Annotated in this window: 19 protein-coding genes, 1 pseudogene and 1 riboswitch; of the genes and pseudogenes, 16 read left to right on the forward strand and 4 right to left on the reverse strand. The window is 69.0% G+C overall.

Annotation, left to right across the window (positions count from 1 at the left end; translation table 11 throughout):
* A partial coding sequence (locus JGS39_RS20475; RefSeq protein WP_236065771.1) for a PfkB family carbohydrate kinase occupies positions 1 to 511 on the forward strand: 511 nt, incomplete at its 5' end.
* A 5-nt stretch (positions 512 to 516) separates the two neighbouring features.
* Here JGS39_RS20475 and JGS39_RS20480 read toward each other — a convergent pair.
* A pseudogene (locus JGS39_RS20480) lies at positions 517 to 1,515 on the reverse strand (cysteine desulfurase family protein); the annotation flags it as partial.
* A gap of 271 nt (positions 1,516 to 1,786) precedes the next feature.
* On the opposite strand from JGS39_RS20480, the gene ctaC reads away from it, so the two are divergent.
* The 4 genes from ctaC to JGS39_RS20500 all read left to right on the forward strand — a co-directional run bounded on the left by ctaC (position 1,787) and on the right by JGS39_RS20500 (position 6,262).
* Complete coding sequence (ctaC, locus tag JGS39_RS20485; RefSeq protein WP_219570666.1) at positions 1,787 to 2,755, forward strand: aa3-type cytochrome oxidase subunit II; 969 nt, start codon at positions 1,787 to 1,789, stop codon at positions 2,753 to 2,755.
* Positions 2,752 to 4,488 (forward strand): aa3-type cytochrome oxidase subunit I, encoded by a 1,737-nt coding sequence (ctaD, locus tag JGS39_RS20490; RefSeq protein ID WP_148017681.1) that lies wholly within the window; start codon positions 2,752 to 2,754, stop codon positions 4,486 to 4,488. Before ctaC ends, ctaD begins: the two co-directional genes overlap by 4 nt.
* The gene (locus JGS39_RS20495; RefSeq protein ID WP_219570668.1) at positions 4,485 to 4,883 is read left to right on the forward strand and encodes a cytochrome c oxidase subunit 4; all 399 of its coding nucleotides are present in this window, start codon (positions 4,485 to 4,487) and stop codon (positions 4,881 to 4,883) included. Before ctaD ends, JGS39_RS20495 begins: the two co-directional genes overlap by 4 nt.
* A 122-nt stretch (positions 4,884 to 5,005) precedes the next feature.
* Positions 5,006 to 6,262 (forward strand): L,D-transpeptidase, encoded by a 1,257-nt coding sequence (locus JGS39_RS20500; RefSeq protein ID WP_219570669.1) that lies wholly within the window; start codon positions 5,006 to 5,008, stop codon positions 6,260 to 6,262.
* 47 nt (positions 6,263 to 6,309) lie between these two features.
* Here JGS39_RS20500 and JGS39_RS20505 read toward each other — a convergent pair whose 3' ends face one another.
* Positions 6,310 to 6,711 (reverse strand): response regulator transcription factor, encoded by a 402-nt coding sequence (locus JGS39_RS20505; protein WP_219570670.1) that lies wholly within the window; start codon positions 6,709 to 6,711, stop codon positions 6,310 to 6,312.
* A 181-nt stretch (positions 6,712 to 6,892) separates the two neighbouring features.
* On the opposite strand from JGS39_RS20505, the gene ctaE reads away from it, so the two are divergent.
* From ctaE to JGS39_RS20535, 6 genes are all read left to right on the forward strand, one after another.
* Positions 6,893 to 7,513 (forward strand): aa3-type cytochrome oxidase subunit III, encoded by a 621-nt coding sequence (gene ctaE, locus JGS39_RS20510; RefSeq protein ID WP_148017685.1) that lies wholly within the window; start codon positions 6,893 to 6,895, stop codon positions 7,511 to 7,513.
* A 56-nt stretch (positions 7,514 to 7,569) separates the two neighbouring features.
* Positions 7,570 to 8,379 carry a cytochrome bc1 complex diheme cytochrome c subunit gene (gene qcrC / locus JGS39_RS20515; protein WP_219570671.1) on the forward strand — a complete coding sequence of 270 codons (810 nt, stop codon included), beginning with the start codon at positions 7,570 to 7,572 and terminating at the stop codon, positions 8,377 to 8,379.
* Positions 8,376 to 9,428: a cytochrome bc1 complex Rieske iron-sulfur subunit gene (qcrA, locus tag JGS39_RS20520; RefSeq protein WP_219570672.1), complete on the forward strand. Its 1,053-nt coding sequence runs from the start codon at positions 8,376 to 8,378 to the stop codon at positions 9,426 to 9,428. Before qcrC ends, qcrA begins: the two co-directional genes overlap by 4 nt.
* Positions 9,425 to 11,050 (forward strand): cytochrome bc1 complex cytochrome b subunit, encoded by a 1,626-nt coding sequence (gene qcrB / locus JGS39_RS20525; RefSeq protein WP_219570673.1) that lies wholly within the window; start codon positions 9,425 to 9,427, stop codon positions 11,048 to 11,050. The genes qcrA and qcrB overlap by 4 nt, the downstream gene beginning before the upstream one ends.
* 122 nt (positions 11,051 to 11,172) lie before the next feature.
* Positions 11,173 to 12,237 (forward strand): anthranilate phosphoribosyltransferase, encoded by a 1,065-nt coding sequence (gene trpD / locus JGS39_RS20530; protein ID WP_219570674.1) that lies wholly within the window; start codon positions 11,173 to 11,175, stop codon positions 12,235 to 12,237.
* A gap of 91 nt (positions 12,238 to 12,328) precedes the next feature.
* Positions 12,329 to 12,446, forward strand: a riboswitch (SAM riboswitch).
* A gap of 174 nt (positions 12,447 to 12,620) precedes the next feature.
* Positions 12,621 to 14,000 (forward strand): aminotransferase class V-fold PLP-dependent enzyme, encoded by a 1,380-nt coding sequence (locus JGS39_RS20535; protein ID WP_219570675.1) that lies wholly within the window; start codon positions 12,621 to 12,623, stop codon positions 13,998 to 14,000.
* Positions 14,001 to 14,065: 65 nt separating this feature from the next.
* On the opposite strand, the gene JGS39_RS20540 is transcribed toward JGS39_RS20535, so the two are convergent.
* A complete protein-coding gene (locus JGS39_RS20540) occupies positions 14,066 to 14,347 on the reverse strand; it encodes an Lrp/AsnC family transcriptional regulator (RefSeq protein ID WP_136328375.1) in 282 nt (93 codons plus the stop codon).
* A 97-nt stretch (positions 14,348 to 14,444) separates the two neighbouring features.
* On the reverse strand, positions 14,445 to 15,164 hold the full coding sequence (locus tag JGS39_RS20545; RefSeq protein ID WP_219570676.1) for a rhomboid family intramembrane serine protease: 720 nt from the start codon (positions 15,162 to 15,164) through the stop codon (positions 14,445 to 14,447).
* Positions 15,165 to 15,324: 160 nt separating this feature from the next.
* On the opposite strand from JGS39_RS20545, the gene JGS39_RS20550 reads away from it, so the two are divergent.
* From JGS39_RS20550 to JGS39_RS20570, 5 genes are all read left to right on the forward strand, one after another.
* Positions 15,325 to 15,567, forward strand: a complete 243-nt coding sequence (locus JGS39_RS20550; RefSeq protein WP_014156692.1) for a hypothetical protein — start codon at positions 15,325 to 15,327, stop codon at positions 15,565 to 15,567.
* 36 nt (positions 15,568 to 15,603) lie between these two features.
* Positions 15,604 to 16,965 (forward strand): NYN domain-containing protein, encoded by a 1,362-nt coding sequence (locus JGS39_RS20555; protein ID WP_219570677.1) that lies wholly within the window; start codon positions 15,604 to 15,606, stop codon positions 16,963 to 16,965.
* A gap of 285 nt (positions 16,966 to 17,250) precedes the next feature.
* A complete protein-coding gene (locus JGS39_RS20560) occupies positions 17,251 to 18,276 on the forward strand; it encodes a C40 family peptidase (RefSeq protein WP_219570678.1) in 1,026 nt (341 codons plus the stop codon).
* Between the two features lie 237 nt (positions 18,277 to 18,513).
* On the forward strand, positions 18,514 to 19,548 hold the full coding sequence (locus JGS39_RS20565) for a C40 family peptidase (RefSeq protein ID WP_219570679.1): 1,035 nt from the start codon (positions 18,514 to 18,516) through the stop codon (positions 19,546 to 19,548).
* A gap of 16 nt (positions 19,549 to 19,564) precedes the next feature.
* On the forward strand, positions 19,565 to 20,626 hold a 1,062-nt coding region (locus tag JGS39_RS20570), incomplete at its 3' end, for a hypothetical protein (protein WP_219570680.1).

Genomic DNA, 20,626 nt, shown 5'->3' on the forward strand with positions numbered 1-20,626 from the left:
CACCGAGGAGTGCCGCTCGCGCGGTATCCCGTTCGCCGCGGACTTCTCGCAGCAGATCGCGCGGATGGGCGGCGACGAGATCCGCATCCTGCTCGACGGCGCCACGTACCTCTTCTCCAACGAGTACGAGAAGGGGCTCATCGAGTCCAAGACCGGCTGGACCGACGCCGAGATCCTCGCCAGGGTCGGCCACCGGGTCACCACCCTCGGTGCCCAGGGCGTGCGGATCGAGCGCGTCGGCGAGGAGCCGATCGAGGTCGGCTGCCCGGAGGAGAACGTCAAGGCCGACCCGACCGGGGTCGGCGACGCGTTCCGCGCCGGATTCCTCTCCGGTCTCGCCTGGGGCGTCGGCCTGGAGCGCGCCGCCCAGGTCGGCTGCATGCTCGCCACCCTGGTCATCGAGACGGTCGGCACCCAGGAGTACACCCTGCACCGCAACCACTTCATGGACCGCTTCACCAAGGCGTACGGACACGAGGCCGCGGCCGAGGTGCGCACGCACCTCGCCTGAGCNTCTCCGATCACCTTTGCGAGCTCGATCACCGGAATCGGGCAGCGCCTCCCGAGCGCGTCGACGACCAGCGAGGCCGCCGGGGCGGGGGACGGGACGGTCGCGGCGGGGGCGCCCAGCTTCTCCCGTACGCCGGCCACCGCCGGGGGCAACGCCTCCAGGAAGCGGTCGACGTCCTCCTCGGACGTGCCCGCCGGCAGCGACACCCGGACATTGCCCTCCGAGAGCACCCCCATCGCCCTGAGCACATGGCTCGGCGTCAGCGTGCTGCTCGTGCAGGACGAACCGGACGATACGGAGAAGCCGGACCGGTCCAGCTCGTGGAGCAGTGTCTCCCCGTCGACATAGAGACAGGAGAAGGTGACCAGATGCGGCAGCCGCCGCACCGGATCACCCACCACCTCCACATCGGGCACCAGGGCCGGGACCCGGGCCCGGATCCGGTCGACCAGCGCCCGCAGCCGCACCGACTCCGCGGCCGCATCCACCAGCAGCGGCACGCCCGCGGCCCGGCAGGCCTCGGCCACCTCGGCCACCGGCTGCTCGGTGCCCACCTCGTGGTTGGCGGACTGCAGGCAGGCCAGCGCGGTGTCCTCGCGCAGCACGCTCGCGTACGCCTGCGCACGCACCGCGCCCGTCACGTCCACCGGCACCTCGGTGACCGATCCGCCGCCGCTCTCGTGAGTGGCGGCCGAATGGAGCACCGACGAATGTTCGACGGCCGACACCACCAGATGGCGGCCGACACGCCGACGTCCCGCGAGGGCTCCGGAAATTCCGGAATGGACCGCGCGCGTGCCCGAAGAGGTGAACGTCAGCTCGTCGGGGCGGCAGCCGACGGCTTCCGCGGCCGCCTCCCTGGCGGCGTCCAGCAGCAGCCGGGCGCGCCGCCCCTCGCGGTGCAGGCGGGCCGGGTCGGCCCAGCCCTCGTCCAGTGCGGCAAGCAGCGCCTGACGGGCGACGGGGTGGAGGGGGGCGGCGGACGCGGCGTCGAAGTAGGGCACCCGGCCACGCTAGCCGGGTCCCGGCCGCCACCCGGGACCCGGCTGCCCCGACGACGGGGAGAGGGGGCGTCAGATGGCGGCCGGAGGCCCGGATTCCACCCCTTCGGGGAGTCGGGCGGCGCGTTGGGCACCCTCCCCGCGCGACCCCAAATAGCGTCCAGTAGGGTTTGGTCCGCATAAACATCCAAACCCCTGCCCGCGTCAGGGCCGGCGACCGACCAGCGAGACGGGCGCGCCGACCGTGCGGGCGAGACTCTCGGGAAGGCGCTACGTGAGTCCCAACGGCTCCGACCGCTTGTCGCGGCGCCCGATGCGGCGGAAGCTGCCGCAGGTGCTGACTGCGGGCCTGGTCCTGGCGACGGCCTCCGGTTGTTCATACAACTGGGAGGATTTCCCCCGCCTCGGTATGCCCACCCCGGTAACGGAAGAGGCTCCTCGGATCCTTTCCCTCTGGCAGGGCTCGTGGGCGGCAGCGCTCGCCACGGGTGTCCTTGTCTGGGGACTGATCATCTGGAGCGTCATCTTCCACCGGCGTAGCCGGACCAAGGTGGAGGTACCTCCGCAGACCAGGTACAACATGCCCATCGAGGCGCTGTACACCGTGGTCCCTCTGATCATCGTCTCGGTGTTGTTCTACTTCACCGCCCGGGATGAATCGAAGCTCCTCGAGCTCTCCCCGAAGCCCGCCCACACCGTCAACGTGGTCGGCTTCCAGTGGAGCTGGGGCTTCAACTACATCGAGAACGTGGACGGCGAGGCCGCCACTGGCAACGAGGTCCCCAAGGAGCTCGACGCCATCCCGGACAGGTTCCGCAAGGACTTCCCCAAGGGTGCGGACGGCGTCTACGACGTCGGCGTTCCGGGGACCAGGAACCCGCAGACCGGCAACCCCGGCCCCACCCTGTGGCTGCCCAAGGGTGAGAAGGTCCGCTTCATCCTGACTTCGCGTGACGTCATCCACTCCTTCTGGGTGGTGCCGTTCCTCATGAAGCAGGACGTCATTCCGGGCCACACCAACGCCTTCGAGGTGACTCCCAACCAGGAGGGCACCTTCATGGGCAAGTGCGCCGAGCTCTGCGGCGCCGACCACTCCCGGATGCTCTTCAACGTCAAGGTCGTCTCCCCGGAGCGCTATCAGGCGCACCTCAAGGAGCTCGCGAAGAAGGGCCAGACGGGCTACGTGCCGGCCGGTATCGAGCAGACCGACCCGGCCAGGAATGCGGAGACGAACAAACTGTGAGCATCCTCAATGAACCTCAGGGTGCCGCGGCAGCAGACGACTCGTACGAGGACGAGCTGCCGGTCCGGCGCAAGCAGCCGGGAAACGTCGTCATCAAGTGGCTGACCACCACTGACCACAAGACGATCGGCACGATGTACCTGGTCACGTCATTCGCGTTCTTCTGCATCGGCGGACTGATGGCGCTCTTCATGCGCGCCGAGCTGGCCCGTCCGGGCACGCAGATCATGTCGAACGAGCAGTTCAACCAGGCGTTCACGATGCACGGCACGATCATGCTGCTGATGTTCGCGACGCCGCTGTTCGCCGGATTCGCGAACTGGATCATGCCGCTGCAGATCGGCGCGCCCGACGTGGCGTTCCCGCGGCTGAACATGTTCGCGTACTGGCTCTACCTCTTCGGCTCGATCCTCGCGGTGGCCGGCTTCCTCACCCCTCAGGGTGCGGCCGACTTCGGCTGGTTCGCCTACTCCCCGCTGTCGGACGCGGTCCGTTCGCCGGGTGTCGGCGCCGACATGTGGATCATGGGTCTGGCCTTCTCCGGCTTCGGCACGATCCTCGGTTCGGTCAACTTCATCACCACGATCATCTGCATGCGCGCGCCCGGCATGACGATGTTCCGCATGCCGATCTTCGTCTGGAACGTCCTGCTGACCGGTGTGCTGGTCCTGCTGGCCTTCCCGGTGCTGGCGGCGGCGCTCTTCGCGCTGGAGGCGGACCGTAAATTCGGTGCGCATATCTTCGACGCGTCCAACGGCGGCGCATTGCTCTGGCAACACCTCTTCTGGTTCTTCGGGCATCCAGAGGTGTACATCATCGCTTTGCCCTTCTTCGGGATCATTTCAGAAGTGATCCCGGTGTTCAGCCGCAAGCCGATGTTCGGTTACATCGGCCTCGTGGCCGCGACGATCTCCATCGCCGGCCTCTCCGTGACCGTGTGGGCGCACCACATGTACGTCACCGGAGGCGTGCTCCTCCCGTTCTTCTCCTTCATGACGTTCCTCATCGCGGTGCCCACCGGGGTGAAGTTCTTCAACTGGATCGGCACGATGTGGAAGGGCTCGCTGTCCTTCGAGACACCGATGCTCTGGGCGATCGGCTTCCTGATCACCTTCACCTTCGGTGGTCTGACCGGCGTCATCCTGGCCTCGCCGCCGATGGACTTCCACGTCTCGGACTCGTACTTCGTGGTCGCGCACTTCCACTACGTCGTCTTCGGCACCGTGGTGTTCGCGATGTTCTCCGGATTCCACTTCTGGTGGCCGAAGTTCACCGGCAAGATGCTGGACGAGCGGCTCGGGAAGATCACCTTCTGGACGCTGTTCATCGGCTTCCACGGCACGTTCCTGGTGCAGCACTGGCTGGGTGCGGAGGGTATGCCGCGTCGTTACGCGGACTACCTGGCCGCGGACGGTTTCACCGCGCTGAACACGATCTCGACGATCTCCTCGTTCCTGCTCGGTCTGTCGATCCTGCCGTTCTTCTACAACGTGTGGAAGACCGCCAAGTACGGCAAGAAGATCGAGGTCGACGACCCGTGGGGCTACGGCCGTTCGCTGGAGTGGGCGACCTCCTGCCCGCCGCCGCGGCACAACTTCCTCACGCTGCCCCGGATCCGTTCCGAATCCCCGGCGTTCGACCTGCACCACCCGGAGATCGCGGCGCTCGAGCAGCTCGAGCACCACTCCGAGGGTGACAAGGCCCTCGCCGGCGGCAAGGAGGCGGGCAAGTGAAGGTCCAGGGCAAGATGTTCCTCGGTCTGGCGCTGTTCATCCTCGTCATGGCCATCACCTACGGCGTGTGGTCCAAGGAGCCGGTCGGCACCACCGCCCTCGTCCTGGCCTTCGGGCTGAGCGTCATGATCGGCTTCTACCTGGCCTTCACGGCCCGGCGGGTCGACGCACTGGCGCAGGACAACAAGGAAGCCGATGTGGCGGACGAGGCCGGCGACGTGGGGTTCTTCTCCCCGCACAGCTGGCAGCCGCTCTCACTGGCGGTCGGCGGCGCTCTCGCCTTCATGGGAGTCGTCTTCGGCTGGTGGCTGCTCTACTTCTCGGCCCCGATGCTCCTGATCGGTCTGTTCGGCTGGGTCTTCGAGTACTACCGCGGTGAGAACCGCACCCAGTGACACCGCTCCACCCGTGACACCGCTCCACCTGACGGGGGGCCCGCACTTCCACGAGAAGTGCGGGCCCCCCGTTTGCAGTCACCCGGCGCGCTGAAACGGATGAATCTTCTTAGCGTGGGTTCATGAACCACACGCCGCGTATCCGTCCCGTCATCAGCTGCGCTCTGCTGGCCGCGACCCTGGTCGCAGGGGCGGCAGCCTGTGGGGAGTCCGACGACCATCCGCTCTCGGCGCAGCCGTACGACGCGGCGGACGAGATCTCGTCCAACACCCCCGACGGCGGCGAGAAGGTCGATCCGGACAAGCCCCTCGAATTCAGCGTCGACAGTGACGACGGCCGCATCACCGATGTGACGGCCGTGGACGCCGAAGGACGCCATCTGGCGGGCGAACTCGAAGCCGACGGACACCGCTGGCACTCCACGGCCCCGCTCGCCGCGGGGACCCGCTACACCGTCAAGGTCAGGATGGAGGACGACGACGGCGCCCCAGGCAGCCGTACGCTCTCCTTCGAGACCGCGGCGGCCCAGAAGTTCCTGAAGGTCACCTTCGGCCCGCAGGCGGGCACCTACGGCGTCGGACAGCCCGTCACAGCGGTACTCAGTGCCCCGGTCGCGGACAAATCCGCCCGCGCCACCGTCGAGCGCGCCCTGAAGGTGCGCTCCACGCCCGCCGTGACCGGCTCCTGGTACTGGGTCGACGACAAGACGCTCCACTACCGGCCGCGGTACTACTGGCCGGCGAAGGCCACCATCGAGGTCAGCAGCGATCTTACGGGCATCAAGGTGACCAACGCGCTGTACGGCGCTCCCGCGAAAGCGTTGAAGATCACTACCGGCGACCGCATCGAGGCCATCACCGACGCCTCGGAGCACTCCATGACGGTCAAGCGCAACGGCGAAGTGATCAACACCATCCCGGTGACCACCGGCAAGCCCGGCTTCTCCACCCGCAACGGCGTCAAGGTCGTGCTGGGCAAGGAGTACTACGTACGTATGCGCGGGGAGTCCATCGGCATCGCCGAGGGTTCCTCGGACTCCTACGACCTCGATGTCTACTACGCCACCCGGGTCACCTGGAGCGGCGAGTACGTGCACGCGGCCCCGTGGTCCACCGGGTCGCAGGGGTCCGCGAACGTCAGCCACGGCTGCACCGGCATGAGCACCAGCGAGGCCGAGTGGTTCTTCAACACCGTCCGCGAGGGTGACATCGTCACGGTCGTCGGCAGTGAGGGCGAGACCATGACGCCGTTCGACAACGGCTACGGCGACTGGAACCTGTCCTGGGCCAAGTGGCAGAAGGGCAGCGCCCTGAGCAACGACGCCACGCCGGACCGCGTCGACACGGTCCGGGCGGCGCGGCTGCGCCCCGGAGTCTGACCTCCGGGGTGCGCCGCGCCCGGGAGCGACGGCACAGGGGCGGGGCCTCAGGCCTCCACGGACAGCCTGCTGCGCAGCAGGGCGGCCAGGGCGTCCGCGAACTCGACCGGCTCGACCGGAAGGGTCACCGCGGCGTCCGCGCGGCTCCAGGTGGCCAGCCAGGCGTCCTGGGGGCGGCCCATCAGGAGCAGGACCGGCGGGCAGCGGAAGATCTCGTCCTTGATCTGCCGGCAGACGCCCATGCCGCCCACGGGGGCCGTCTCGCCGTCCAACACGCAGACGTCGACGCCTCCGTGGTCCAGCGCGTCCAGGACGGCGGGCAGGGTGGCGCACTCCAGGAACTCGACCTGTGGCACGTCCGCCGCAGGCCTGCGCCCGGCCGCCAGCCTCACCTGCTCACGGGTGTGTGCGTTGTCGCTGTAGACCAGGACCGTGGCGGTCGGCTGCATTGTTCCTCCGTGACGTCTGTGTCTTCGGGGCATGGGGGACCGATGCGCGGATCGTACTCCGCCCGACAGGCTGTCAGCACCGGTCCGGGCAGCGGATCCATGGGCCGTTCGGGGAGGACACACCCCCCTGACACACCGAACGGCACCCCCCGGAGTGAGGGCGGGATAAGCGACCGACATAATGTCGGTCGTGGCGACAGCAACGACAGTAGAAACCGGGCACGCGCACCCGTCGGTCAATCGGCCGAACCTCACCAGCGTCGGAACCATCATCTGGTTGAGTTCCGAGCTGATGTTCTTCGCGGCCCTCTTCGCGATGTACTTCACCCTGCGATCGGTGACCGGAGCGGAACACTGGAAGGAAATGGCGTCAGCCCTGAACTTCCCGTTCTCGGCGACGAACACCACGATCCTGGTGCTCTCCTCACTCACCTGCCAGCTCGGCGTCTTCGCCGCGGAGCGGGGCGATGTGAAGAAGCTCCGCGCCTGGTTCGTGATCACCTTCGTGATGGGTTCGATCTTCATCGGAGGCCAGGTCTTCGAGTACACCGAGCTGGTGAAGAAGGACGGCCTCTCGCTGTCCTCGGACCCGTACGGCTCGGTGTTCTACCTGACCACCGGCTTCCACGGTCTGCACGTGACAGGCGGTCTCATCGCCTTCCTGCTCGTACTGGGCAGGACATACGCAGCCAAGAGGTTCACCCATGAGCAGGCGACCGCAGCCATCGTCGTGTCCTATTACTGGCACTTCGTCGATGTCGTGTGGATCGGCCTGTTCGCCACGATCTACATGATCAAGTAACCGGGCTCGCACCCGATCCATCATCGACGCAGAAGATCCTGACACCGGGGTAATCCGTGAAAAAGCTCTCCGCACGACGACGCCATCCGTTGGCGGCGGTCGTCGTACTACTCCTCGCGCTTGCGGCTACTGGGGGGCTGTACGCCGCGTTTGCGCCCGCGAGTAAGGCGCAGGCCGACGAAACCGCCCAGTCCCTCGCCATCGACGAGGGCAAGAAGCTGTACTCCGTCGGTTGCGCCAGCTGCCACGGAACCGGCGGTCAGGGCACCACCGACGGGCCCCAGCTTGTCGGCGTGGGCTCCGCCGCCGTGGACTTCCAGGTCGGTACCGGTCGTATGCCGGCTCAGCAGCCGGGCGCCCAGGTACCGAAGAAGAAGGTCATCTACACCCAGGCCGAGATCGACCAGCTCGCGGCGTACGTCGCGTCGCTCGGCGCCGGTCCGATCGTCCCGACCAAGAGCCAGGTCAGTCCCGAGGGCGCGGATGTCGCCAAGGGTGGCGACCTGTTCCGTACGAACTGCGCGCAGTGCCACAACTTCACGGGTGAGGGCGGTGCCCTCACGAAGGGCAAGTACGCCCCCAGCCTTGAGGGCGTGGACCCGAAGCACATCTACGAGGCCATGCAGACCGGCCCGCAGAGCATGCCGTCCTTCCCTGACTCGACGATGCCCGAGCAGCAGAAGAAGGACATCATCGCGTACATCAAGACGGTGAACAGCTCGGAGTCGGCCAGCCCCGGCGGCCTCAGCCTCGGCGGACTCGGTCCGGTCAGCGAAGGCCTGTTCGGCTGGATCTTCGGTCTGGGCGCACTGATCGCAGTTGCCATCTGGGTCGCGGCCCACACCGCTAAGGCCAAGAAGTCATGAGTAGCCAAGAGATTCCAGAAGAGAACCTGCCCGCAGAGCAGGACGCCGCGCACGGCGCGGTAGAGGGTGCCGGCGATCCGTTCGCCGACCCGGGGCTGCCGGCCCACAAGCCGCGCATCCAGGACATCGACGAACGGGCCGCCAACCGGTCCGAGCGCGCGGTCGCGTTCATGTTCACGCTGTCCATGCTGGCGACGGTCGGCTTCATCGCCTCCTACGTCATCTTCCCGGTCGACAAGATCGTCTACATCTTCCCGTTCGGTCATGTGAGCGCGCTCAACTTCTCCCTGGGTCTGACCCTGGGCGTGGCGCTCTTCGCGATCGGCGCGGGCGCCGTCCACTGGGCGCGCACCCTGATGTCGGACGTCGAGGTCGCGGACGACCGTCACGCGATCGCGGCCGAGCCCGAGGTCAAGGCGAAGGTTCTCGCCGACTTCGCGGCGGGTGCCGAGGAGTCCGCGTTCGGCCGGCGCAAGCTGATCCGTAACACCATGTTCGGTGCGCTGGCCCTGGTGCCGCTCGCCGGTGTGGTGCTGCTGCGCGACCTCGGTCCGCTGCCGGAGAAGAAGCTCCGCTCGACCCTGTGGGCCAAGGGCAAGCAGCTCATCAACATGAACACGATGGAGCCGCTGCGTCCCGAGGACGTCGTCGTCGGTTCGCTGACCTTCGCCATGCCCGAGGGCCTGGAGGAGGACGCGCACGACTTCCAGGTGCAGATCGCCAAGGCCGCGCTGATGATCATCCGCATCGAGCCGGACAACATCAAGGACAAGCGCGAGCGCGAGTGGGCCCACGAGGGAATCGTGGCCTTCTCGAAGATCTGCACCCACGTCGGCTGCCCGATCAGCCTGTACGAGCAGCAGACGCACCACGTGCTCTGCCCGTGCCACCAGTCCACCTTCGACCTCTCCGACGGCGCCCGCGTCATCTTCGGTCCGGCCGGTCACGCTCTTCCGCAGCTGCGGATCGGCGTGAACAGCGAGGGCAACCTCGAGGCGCTCGGTGACTTCGAAGAGCCCGTCGGTCCTGCATTCTGGGAGCGCGGATGAGTACTGCGACCGATACGAAGCGCAAGGCGCCCGCCGGCGAGAAGGTGGCCGACTGGGCGGACGGCCGGCTCGGGATCTACTCCCTGGCCAAGGCCAACATGCGCAAGATCTTCCCGGACCACTGGTCCTTCATGCTCGGTGAGATCTGCCTCTACAGCTTCATCATCATCATCCTCACGGGTGTGTACCTGACGCTGTTCTTCCACCCGAGCATGAACGAGGTCGTGTACCACGGCCCGTACGAGCCCATGCAGGGCATCCGGATGTCCGAGGCCTACGCCTCGACCCTGGACATCAGCTTCGACGTCCGCGGTGGTCTGCTCGTCCGGCAGATCCACCACTGGGCCGCGCTGATCTTCCTGGCCGGCATGTTCGTGCACATGATGCGCGTGTTCTTCACGGGTGCGTTCCGCAAGCCCCGTGAGATCAACTGGCTGTTCGGCTTCCTGCTGTTCGTCCTGGGCATGTTCACCGGTTTCACCGGTTACTCGCTCCCGGACGACCTGCTCTCGGGTACGGGTGTCCGCTTCACCCAGGGCGCGATCCTGGCGATGCCGGTCATCGGCACGTACATCTCGATGTTCCTGTTCGGCGGTGAGTTCCCGGGCGGCGACTTCGTCGCACGGTTCTACTCGATCCACATCCTGCTGCTGCCGGGCATCATGCTCGGGCTTCTGGTGGGCCACCTGATCCTGGTCTTCTACCACAAGCACACGCAGTTCGCGGGTCCCGGCCGGACCAACAAGAACGTCGTGGGCATGCCGCTGCTGCCGGTGTACATGGCGAAGGCCGGAGGCTTCTTCTTCCTGGTCTTCGGTGTCATCGCCGTCATCGCGGGCATCGCCTCGATCAACCCGATCTGGGCCATCGGCCCGTACCGTCCGGACCAGGTGTCCACCGGCGCCCAGCCCGACTGGTACATGGGCTTCGCCGAGGGTCTGATCCGAGTGATGCCCGGCTGGGAGATCAACCTCTGGGGCCACACGCTGGTCCTGGGTGTACTCATCCCGCTGACGCTCTTCGGTGTGATCCTGGGGGCCATCGCGGTCTACCCGTTCATCGAGTCCTGGGTCACCGGCGACAAGCGCGAGCACCACATCCTGGACCGCCCGCGCAACGCTCCGACCCGGACGGCCTTCGGCGTCGCCTGGATCACGGTGTACTTCATCGGTCTCGTGGGCGGTGGAAACGACCTCTGGGCCACGCACTTCCACCTGTCGCTGAACGCGATCTCGTGGTTCGTCCGGATCTTCTTCTTCGCCGGACCGGTCATCGCGTTCGTCGTCACCAAGCGGATCTGCCTCGGCCTTCAGCGCCGGGACAAGGAGAAGGTGCTGCACGGGCGCGAGTCCGGCCTCATCAAGCGCCTGCCGCACGGTGAGTTCGTCGAGGTCCACGAGCCGCTGGCACCCGCTCAGCTGCACACGCTCACCGCGCACGAGCAGTACAAGCCGGTCGAGATCGGCCCGCTGGTCGACGAGAACGGTGTCAAGCGCAAGGTGTCCGTGGTGCAGAAGCTGCGGGCCAAGCTCAGCAAGGGCTACTACGGCGAGAACAACCAGATCGCCAAGCCCACCGCCGAGGAGTACAAGGAGATCACCAGCGGCCACGGCCACCACTGATCACCTGAACTGATCGCCACAGCGGGAGCCCCGTCCATTCGATGGACGGGGCTCTTCGCTGTCCGTGGGGCTCGATAGGGTGGACCCATCCCTATTCCGGCTGTGGACCCCAGGAGCGGACCATGAACGTTGTGACCCCGGCAGGCGGCGACAGCGTGGCGGCTCGTTCCTGGCCCGGCGTGCTGACCCCCCTGCTGCGCGGCCAGGACCTGACCGAGGACGACACGGCCTGGGCGATGGACCGCATCATGAGCGGCGAGGCGACCGACGTGCAGATCGCCGGCTTCGCGGTGGCGCTGCGTGCCAAGGGCGAGACCGTCACGGAGGTCTCCGGCCTGGTCCGTGCGATGTACGAGCACGCCACGACCATCCATGTGCCGGGCCGTACGGTCGACATCGTGGGCACCGGCGGCGACATGGCCAAGACGGTCAACATCTCCACCATGTCGGCGATCGTCGTGGCGGGTACCGGCGCCAAGGTCGTCAAGCACGGCAACCGCGCCTCGTCGTCAGCCAGCGGTTCCTCCGACGTCCTGGGCAAGCTCGGCGTCAACCTGGACCTGCCCCCGCAGCGCGTCGTCGAGGTCGCCGAGGAAGCGGGCATCACGTTCTGCTTCGCCGTCAAGTTCCACCCCGCCCTGCGGTACGCGGCGAAGGCCCGGTCGGAGCTCGGCGCGCCCACCACCTTCAACATCCTCGGGCCGCTCACCAACCCGGCCAAGGTGCGCGCGCAGGCGATCGGTGTCGCCGACCTGCGCATGGCGCCGATCGTCGCGGGCGTCCTCGCCGGACGCGGCAACTCCTCCCTGGTCTTCCGGGGCGACGACGGTCTGGACGAGCTGACCACCACCGCGACCTCCCGGGTCTGGATCGCCAGGAACGGCACGGTGCGCGAGGAGGCCTTCGACCCGCGCGACGTCGGACTGGACCTGGTCCCGGTGGACGCCCTGCGCGGCGCCGACGCCTCGTACAACGCGGATGTGGCCCGCCGGCTGCTCGCCGGTGAGACGGGCCCCGTACGGGACGCGGTCCTGCTCAACTCGGCGGCGGCGCTCGTCGCGCTGGACCCGGGAGAGGGCACCCTGGCCGAGCAGCTCAGCGCCGGAATCGCGAAGGCCGCCGAGTCCATCGACTCGGGCGCGGCCGGCCGGGCGCTGGAGCGGTGGATCGTGGCCAGCAACGCCTGAGACGGCTCCGGGCACGGATGCGAGGCAGGGCGCAGTCCAGATCATGGACTGCGCCTTGCGCGTTCGCGTACGTATGGCAAGATGCTGCGCAGGTCATGAGTGACAGCGACTACGGCCCCGGCCCGCTGTCCGGCAACCCTCCGTCCGTGGCGGGGTGCCCCGGGTGAAGACCAGGCCGCAGGCAGCGAGGTCTGCGGCAAGCGCGGACCCCTCGACATCGTGAGATGTCCACCCGTGGGGTCCTGGTCCTCAGGGAGCCTCTTGTGAGCAAGCGAATGCGATAGGGCTTTTCGGCCCTCCTCCGCACACCCTTCTTTCTTTCCTCCGTGCTGCCGCGTATCCGCGGGCACGCGGAATTCGCCTGCCTGTTACGGGAGTTCGTCATGTCTGTCCTCACTGCTGCCACCGACCAGTCGTTTTGTGCCCCGCTGCCGGTTCTGGGCAAGGATGTGACGGTTCCGCTGGTCACCGGCGGCGAGGTCACCTACGCCGCGCTGGACTACGCGGCCAGCGCTCCGGCCCTCCAGCGGGTGTGGGACGACGTGGCCGCCTACGCGCCGTACTACGGCAGCGTCCACCGCGGTGCCGGCTACCTCTCGCAGCTGTCCACCGACCTCTTCGAGAGCAGCCGCGTCACCGTCGCGGAGTTCCTCGGCTGCCGCGACGACGACCAGGTGGTCTTCACCCGGTCCACCACCGACTCGCTCAACCTGCTCGCCGCGGCCCTGCCCGCCGACTGCCAGGTGTTCGTCTTCGAGACCGAGCACCACGCCTCGCTGCTGCCCTGGCGCGACGCCCGGGTGACGTACCTGAACGCCCCGCGCACCCCGGACCAGGCCGTCGAGACCCTGGAGCGCGCGCTCGCCGGCCGCGACCCCTACGGGCCCGCGCTGGTCTGTGTCACCGGCGCCTCCAACGTCACCGGTGAGCTGTGGCCGGTCAAGGAGCTCGCCGCCGCCGCGCACGCCCACGGCGCCCGGATCGTGCTCGACGCCGCCCAGCTCGCCCCGCACCACCCCGTCGACATCGCCGAGCTGGACGTCGACTGGGTCGCGTTCTCCGGTCACAAGCTGTACGCGCCGTTCGGCTCGGGCGTCCTCGCCGGCCGCTCCGACTGGCTGACCGCCGCCGAGCCCTACCTGGCCGGCGGCGGCGCCTCCCGCCAGGTCGCCCGGCGCGCCGACGGCGGGGTGGACGTCGAGTGGCACACCACCGCGGCCCGCCACGAGGCCGGTTCGCCCAACGTCATCGGTGTCTACTCCATCGCCTCCGCCTGCAAGGCCCTCACCGAGGCCGGGTTCGACAGCCTGGTCGCCCGCGAGCAGCGGCTCGTCGCCGAGGTCCGTGCCGGTCTCGCCGAGGTCCCCGAGGTCAAGGTGCTCTCGCTGTTCGGTGACGACGCCCCGCGGGTCGGCGTCATCTCCTTCGTGGTGGCGGGCTGGAACAGCTCGCACTTCGCCGCGGCGCTCTCCGCCGAGTACGGCATCGGGGTGCGCGACGGACTGTTCTGCGCCCACCCGCTCGTACGCACCCTGCTCGGCAGCGACCCGCAGGACGTCGGGGAGTGCGGCGCGCCGGAGGCGGAGCCGGGCCAGAAGTCCCTCAACGCGATCCGGGTCAGCTTCGGCGCCGGTACGCCGGACGAGCACGTCGAGCGTTTCCTGCGGGCGGTCAAGGAACTCGTGAGCGAGGGTGCCCAGTGGAAGTACCGCACCGAGGACGGCCGTTGCGTCCCGGACCGGGGTACCGCCACCCAGGTCTGAGGCCCCTCAGCACAGGAGGCCGGGTACGGACAGCTGTCCGTACCCGGCCTCCTGCGCTGATGTGGCTATGCGTCCAGCCCGATGGCGAAGGCCGCCTCCAGGTCGTGCTGGGAGTACGTGCGGAACGCGACGTGTGTGTCGGTCCCCTCGACACCGGGGATCTTGCTGATCCGGCCGGGGATGACGTCGGCGAGATCGTCATGCTTGGACACCCGGACCATGGCGATCAGATCGTAGGTACCGGTGACCGAGAAGACCTCGCTGACGCTGTCGAGTGCGGCGATGGCCTCGGCGATCTCGGGAATCCGGTCCACGCTGGTTTTGATGAGCACGATCGCGGTGATCACGGCTGGCTTTCTCCCTCGGTGGCCCCTGCTGGAGACTTCACTCTAGGGCCTTGCGGCCGGATCATGCCGGGCTCGCGGGGTCCGGCCCCTTATCCGGTTATCCGGCCTGATCCGGCCGCAAGGCCCTGGCCTCACGGTGATACCGCCCCCAGGCGTAGAGGAACCCGGTGGCGAAGCCGACCACATGGGCGAGGTAGGCCACCCCGGGCCCGCTGCCCGCACCCTCGGCCGCCAGCCACTGCAGGACGAACCAGAAGACCAGCACGATCCAGGCGGGGAAGCGCAGCGGCAGGAACAGCAGGAACGGGAACAGGCTGGTCACCCGGGCCCGGGGGAAGAGGTAGAGGAAGGCTCCCAGGACCGCCGAGATCGCTCCCGACGCGCCGACGAGCGTCTGGTCGGACGTGGAGTGCGCGGCCGCGTAGGCGAGCAGGGCGATATAGCCGCAGCCGAGGTAGAAGAACGCGAACTCGGTGTGGCCCATGCGCTCCTCGGCCATCGCGCCGAACACGTACAGGAACAGCATGTTGCCGAGCAGATGCAGCCAGCTGCCGTGGACGAACAGTGCGGTGAGCGGGGTGAGGACGGCGTGCGCCGAGCCGTCCCACAGTTCGCTCGGGATCACGCCCCAGCGTTCGAAGTAGCCGGCCTGGGCGGCGAGCAGCGCGTCCGCGGTGCCGTAGACCGGGTTGAACCCCGACAGCGGGCTGATCACGAAGACCACGCAGCACAGGGCGATGAGGGCGTAGGTCACCGGCGGTCCGCCCGAGGTGGCCGCCCGCAGGATTCTGCCGGCCGCAGCCCGCCGATCGATCATGAACAGAGCATGACGCAAGCGGAGGGAACCGGACAGACCGCCTCGCCGTGCCGGTGGGAAGCGCCGAGGCCGTAGGGTTACGAGAGGACATCCGCAGTTCGACGGCGCACCGCGAGATCCTTGTCCGGCAGCTCACGGCTCGACGAAAGAGGACGCAACGATGACGACGGTTCCCCAGCCGACCGACGGGACCCGCTGGCGCTGCACGCTCTGCGGAAACCTGACGAGGTTCGACGTGACGCGTTCCTCCAAGGTGGTCGAGTACGTTCACCTCGACCTGGCCGGTGAGTCCAGCGTCGAAGAACGCGAGGTGGTCAGTGAGACCATCGAGTCGGTGCGCTGTCGTTGGTGCAACGCGGTGGACCAGATCGAACTAGTCGACAGGCCGGGTGCCGACTCCTGACGGGGCCGTGCTGACATAAAAATGAGGTGACGGAAGGTGGAGCAGCCCGCAGGCGGCGCCACGCCGGCCGATGCGGCCGGCGACGCCGTGGAGGTGCTCGACCGCCCGCTGCCCGAAGGCGTGCGGCGTCGCGTCGTCGCGCTGGTCTCGGACGCGTTCGGTGGTCTCACGGTCACCGAACTCCCGGCCCAGCTCCGACAGTACGCGCGCTTCACGCCCACCCGGCGTGCCAAGTTCGCGGGGAACGCGATGGCGGCCGCGCTCGAGGGCGACCCTGCCTTCCGCCGGCGTATCGGTGAACGGCTGAAGGAGGCCCAGCCGGAGCTGGCCGCCGCGCTGGTGGCGGGCTCCCCGCCCGCCGCCGCGGACCCCGTCGACGTGGCGGCCGCGGCCTACGTGCTGCGCCCGGCCGGCTGGGTCAAGCTGGTGGCCGCAGCCGGCGAGGAGGCCGAACGGGCCGGTGCCGAGCGGGCCGACGAGGAGGTCCGGCTCGAACTGGAACGGCTGCGCGAGGAACTCGCCCGGGCCCGCACCCAGACGAAGACCGACACCGAACGGCTCCGCGCCGAACTGGACGCCGCCCGCAAGGAGGCCGACTCGCTCCAGCGCAAGCTGCGCAGCGCGGCCAACGAGGTCAAGCGCGGCGAGGCGGCGCTGCGCCGCGGCAAGGCCGAGAGCGACGCCCTGCGGGCCGAGGCGGCGGCCCAGGTGTCCGCTGCCGAGAGCGAGACCCGGCGGCTGCGGACGAGGCTCAGCGAGGCGGAGGCGTCCGTCGAGGCGGGGCGCAGGGCCGCCAGGGAGGGGCGCTCGGTCGAGGACATGAGGCTGCGGCTGCTGCTCGACACGGTGCTCGAAGCGGCCGGCGGGCTGCGGCGTGAACTGGCGCTGCCGCCCTCCTCGATGCGTCCCGCGGACAGTGTGGACGCGGTGGAGCCCGGACGGATGTCGCCCAAGGACATTGCCGCCAGGGCCCTTTCGGAGACCGATCCGGCGTTGCTCGACCAGTTGCTCGCGCTGCCGCAGGCCCATCTGATCGTGGACGGCTACAACGTCACCAAGACCGGCTATCCGCAGATGCCGCTGGAGAAGCAGCGGCTGCGGCTGCTGGGCGGCCTGTCGGTGCTCGCGGCCCAGACGGGCGCCGAGATGACCTGTGTCTTCGACGGGGCGGAACTGGCCGCTCCGGTGCTGCTCGCGCCGCCGCGCGGGGTGCGGGTGCTGTTCAGCAAGCCGGGTGTCACGGCGGACGAGGTCATCCGTCAACTGGCGCGTGCCGAACCGCCCGGGCGGCCCGTGGTGGTGGTCTCCACCGACCGTGAAGTGGCTGACGGAGTGGCGAAGGCGGGAGCCAGGCCCGTTGCGTCCGTCTTGCTCCTGAAGCGGCTTTCGCGTGTCTAGTGTGCGTTGATGTGACTTGCATGGAAATCAGGGAACGGACCGTCAAGTCACCGCTACGCCCTGTGCGGTGTGGGTAAAGAAGTACCTCCTGTGACGAGATTTTTCCTGTGAGGATTTGAACTGATCACAGGATGGTCACTAAGGTCGGGCCTCGAACCTTCACACGGTTGATCACCCATCCGGGGTGGCAGTGAAGGAACCGCCGAGGCCGTGACGTGCACGGAGCTGGGGATTCATTTCCCCCATAGCCCGGTAGGCGGCTCGAGGAAGAAGGAGCTCGCCTTCGTGGGGTCCCACCGTCGTCCCAAGCAACCGAGCCGCACTCGCGTGACCGTGCTCGGCGTGACTGCCGCCGCGGCAGTTGCCCTGACCTCCCAGGCGGCCCACGCCGACCCGAAGCCGACCAAGAGTGAGGTCAAGGAGAAGGTCGACAAGCTCTACGACGAGGCGGAGAAGGCCACCGAGCAGCACAGCCTGGCCAAGGAGAAGCAGGACAAGCTCCAGAAGCAGATCGACGCGATCCAGGACAAGGTGGCGCGCGGTCAGCAGGAGCTCAACAACCTCCGCTCCGGCCTCGGTTCCCTCGCCGCCGCGCAGTACCGCTCCGGAGGCATCGACCCCTCCGTCCAGCTCTTCCTCGCCTCGGACCCGGACAGCTTCCTGGACCAGGCCTCCGCGCTCGACCAGCTGACGGCCAAGCAGGCCGAGTCGCTGGCGAAGGTGCAGGAGAAGCAGCGGTCCCTCGCGCAGGAGCGCAAGGAGGCCCAGGACAAGCTGAGCGACCTCGCGGAGGTCCGCAAGACGCTCGGCGAGAAGAAGAAGCAGCAGCAGGCCAAGCTCTCCGAGGCGCGTCAGCTGCTCAACACGCTCACCCAGGCCGAGCGCGACAAGATGCGTGCGGACGACCAGCGCGCCAGCCGCGCCGCCACTGCCCGGATCGACCTCGGTAACGAGGCCCCCGCCTCGGGTCTGGGGGCTGCCGCACTCCAGGCCGCCGCCACCCAGATCGGCAAGCCGTATTCCCCCGGCCAGACGGGCCCCGGCTCCTACGACTGCTCGGGTCTGACCATGTGGGCCTACGCTCAGGCCGGTGCCAACATCACCCGCACCACGTACACCCAGATCAACCAGGGCACCCGGATCGGGCAGAGCCAGCTGAAGCCGGGCGACCTGGTCTTCTTCAACGGCAACTCCCACGTGGGCATCTACGCGGGCGGTGGGACCGTGCTCCACGCCCCGCGCTCGGGCACGTTCGTCCGCTACGAGTCGATGAGCACCATCGGCAGCTTCTACGCCGCGGTGCGCATCTGACCGCGCCCGAACGGGCGAATTCCCGCGCCCCGTACTGACAGCCGCCCCGTCGGAGACCACAGGTCACCGGCGGGGCGTCACTGTGTGTACCTGCCCTCCCACCGGCGCGGCCTTTGTCCGCTCAGTGATCGTCCGACTACTGTCTGCCTGCTGTGCAGCTCCCGTGCGTCGGTCCGCCCGCCCCGGGTGGCAGGGGCTGCGCACGTCTGCGTACAGCGGAAGGGAGTGCGGCGTCCTGTGGTGTCCCATCGCCGTTCCACACAGCCCGGCGTGAGCCGGAGCGTCCGGGTGACCGTTCTGTCGGCTGCGGCGGCGACCGCCGCGGCGGCGCTCGGAGGGGCCACCGCGAACGCCGAGCCGCAGGACACACCGCGGACCGCCGGGGCCCGGGTCGACCGCCTCTTCACCGAGGCCGAGCAGGCGACCGAGCACTACAACAAGGCCGGCGAGAACGTCGTACGGCTGCGCGGAGAGGTCCGCAGGGCCCAGGACCGGGCGGCCCGGGGCCAGGAGCGCATCAACCGGATGCGTACGGAGATCGGTTCGGCCGCCCGCGAGCAGTACCGGGCCGGCGGCATCGACCCCTCGCTCGCGCTGCTGCTCTCCTCCGACCCGGACAGCTATCTCGACTCGGCCGCCACCCTGAACCGGGTCGACACGCGGCGGGCCACCACCCTGGCCGGCCTCCGCAAGGCTCAGCAGGCGCTCGCCCAGACCCATGCGGAGGCCGCCCGCTCGCTCGCCGGTCTGGAGCGCAACCGGGCGGCCGTCAGCCGCCACAAACGCACCGTCGAGCGCAAGCTCCACCAGGCCAGGGAGCTGCTGAAGAAGTTGCCCGGCAGCGAGCGGGACGCCTTCGAGCGGGCCTCGCGCACCGGCCGTGACGACGGGGCAGGCGGGCCGGTGGCCGGTCTGCCCGCAGGTTCGGCCCGGGCGGCGGCCGCCGTCATGGCCGTCCAGCGGGCGCTGGGCCTCCCGTACGTCTGGGGCGCGAACGGGCCCTCCGGATTCGACTGTTCCGGGCTGATGCAGTGGGCGTACGCCCAGGCCGGGGTGAGCCTGCCGCGCACCTCGCAGGCCCAGCGGTACGCCGGACGGATGGTGCCGCTCGCCCAGGCCCGCCCCGGCGACCTCGTCGCCTACCGCGCGGACGCCAGCCACATCGGGATGTACGTGGGGAACGGCCAGGTGATCCACGCCCCCTACCCGGGCGCCCCGGTCCGCTACGACCCCGTCGGCATGATGCCCGTCTCCTCGGTCACCCGGGTCTGACCGTACCCTCGGTCATGTGGCTGATCAGGGGCGTACCGCGGGCCGGGCGCGCGGAGGACTACGGCGGGTGGCGGGCGCGGTGCTCGCCGCCCTCCTGTGCGCGGCCGCCTGCACGGCCCCGGCCGACAAGGCGCCCGACACCGCCGCCCGCGACATCCGGGCCACACTGGACCGCCGGGCCGCCGCCGTGCTGCACCACGACGCGGACGCCTACGTAGCCGTTGTGGACCCGGACGCCACGGCGCTGCGGGGCGCACAGCGCAAGGAGTTCGGCCATCTCGCGGAGGTGCCGCTGGGCAGCTGGACGTACCGGGTGACGGACCTCGCCGCCCACGGGGCCGACCGGGCCACCGCCGACGTACGGCTCGGCTACCGGATCGACGGCTACGACAGCGCGCCCGTCTCCGTCGACCGGGTGATCGACCTGGAGCGCGATCCGGCCGACGGCCGCTGGTACCTCACCGCCGACCGGGCCGCCGACGGCGGGAGCGAGCAGCTCTGGGAGCAGGGCGACGTCGAGGCGGTGCGCGGCACGTACAGCCTGGTGCTGGGGGTCGGCCGGTCCCGGGACGAGCTGAAGGCGATCGCGGCGACGGCGGACCGGGCCGTGCCCGACGTGTCCGCCGCCTGGCCGGAGCACTGGGCGGGGCGTGTGGTGGTGCTCGTGCCCGGCACCGTGACGGACATGGCGGAGCTGCTCGGCTCGCCCGCCGCGAACTACCGGGGCATAGCGGCCGTCACGACCGGCGAGACCGGCGGCTCGGGGAAGGCGCCCGCCGACCGGGTGATCGTCAACCCGGAGGCGTACGCCATGCTCGGCGCCTTCGGACAGCGCGTCGTCCTCACCCACGAGACCACCCACGTGGCCACCCGCACCGACACCTCGGCGGCCACCCCGGCCTGGCTCTCCGAGGGCTTCGCGGACTGGGCCGCCTACCGGGACGGGCGGCGCAGCGCCGCCGAGATCGCCCCCGAACTGGGCGACGCCGTCACCGGCGGGGACGTGCCCGCCGCACTGCCCACCGACGAGGACTTCGGGTTCGCCGGAGACGCGGACCGGCTGGCGAGGGCGTACGAG

Origin of the sequence: Streptomyces poriferorum (assembly GCF_019399235.1) — a bacterium.
GTDB classification, from domain to species: domain Bacteria; phylum Actinomycetota; class Actinomycetes; order Streptomycetales; family Streptomycetaceae; genus Streptomyces; species Streptomyces poriferorum.

Coding starts and splice junctions, on each gene's coding strand:
- JGS39_RS20500 (WP_219570669.1), top strand. CDS start 5,006: ATGAACCACACGCCGCGTATCCGTCCCGTCATCAGCTGCGCTCTGCTG.
- JGS39_RS20505 (WP_219570670.1), bottom strand. CDS start 6,711: ATGCAGCCGACCGCCACGGTCCTGGTCTACAGCGACAACGCACACACC.
- ctaE (WP_148017685.1), top strand. CDS start 6,893: ATGTCGGTCGTGGCGACAGCAACGACAGTAGAAACCGGGCACGCGCAC.
- qcrA (WP_219570672.1), top strand. CDS start 8,376: ATGAGTAGCCAAGAGATTCCAGAAGAGAACCTGCCCGCAGAGCAGGAC.
- qcrB (WP_219570673.1), top strand. CDS start 9,425: ATGAGTACTGCGACCGATACGAAGCGCAAGGCGCCCGCCGGCGAGAAG.
- trpD (WP_219570674.1), top strand. CDS start 11,173: ATGAACGTTGTGACCCCGGCAGGCGGCGACAGCGTGGCGGCTCGTTCC.
- JGS39_RS20535 (WP_219570675.1), top strand. CDS start 12,621: ATGTCTGTCCTCACTGCTGCCACCGACCAGTCGTTTTGTGCCCCGCTG.
- JGS39_RS20545 (WP_219570676.1), bottom strand. CDS start 15,164: ATGATCGATCGGCGGGCTGCGGCCGGCAGAATCCTGCGGGCGGCCACC.
- JGS39_RS20550 (WP_014156692.1), top strand. CDS start 15,325: ATGACGACGGTTCCCCAGCCGACCGACGGGACCCGCTGGCGCTGCACG.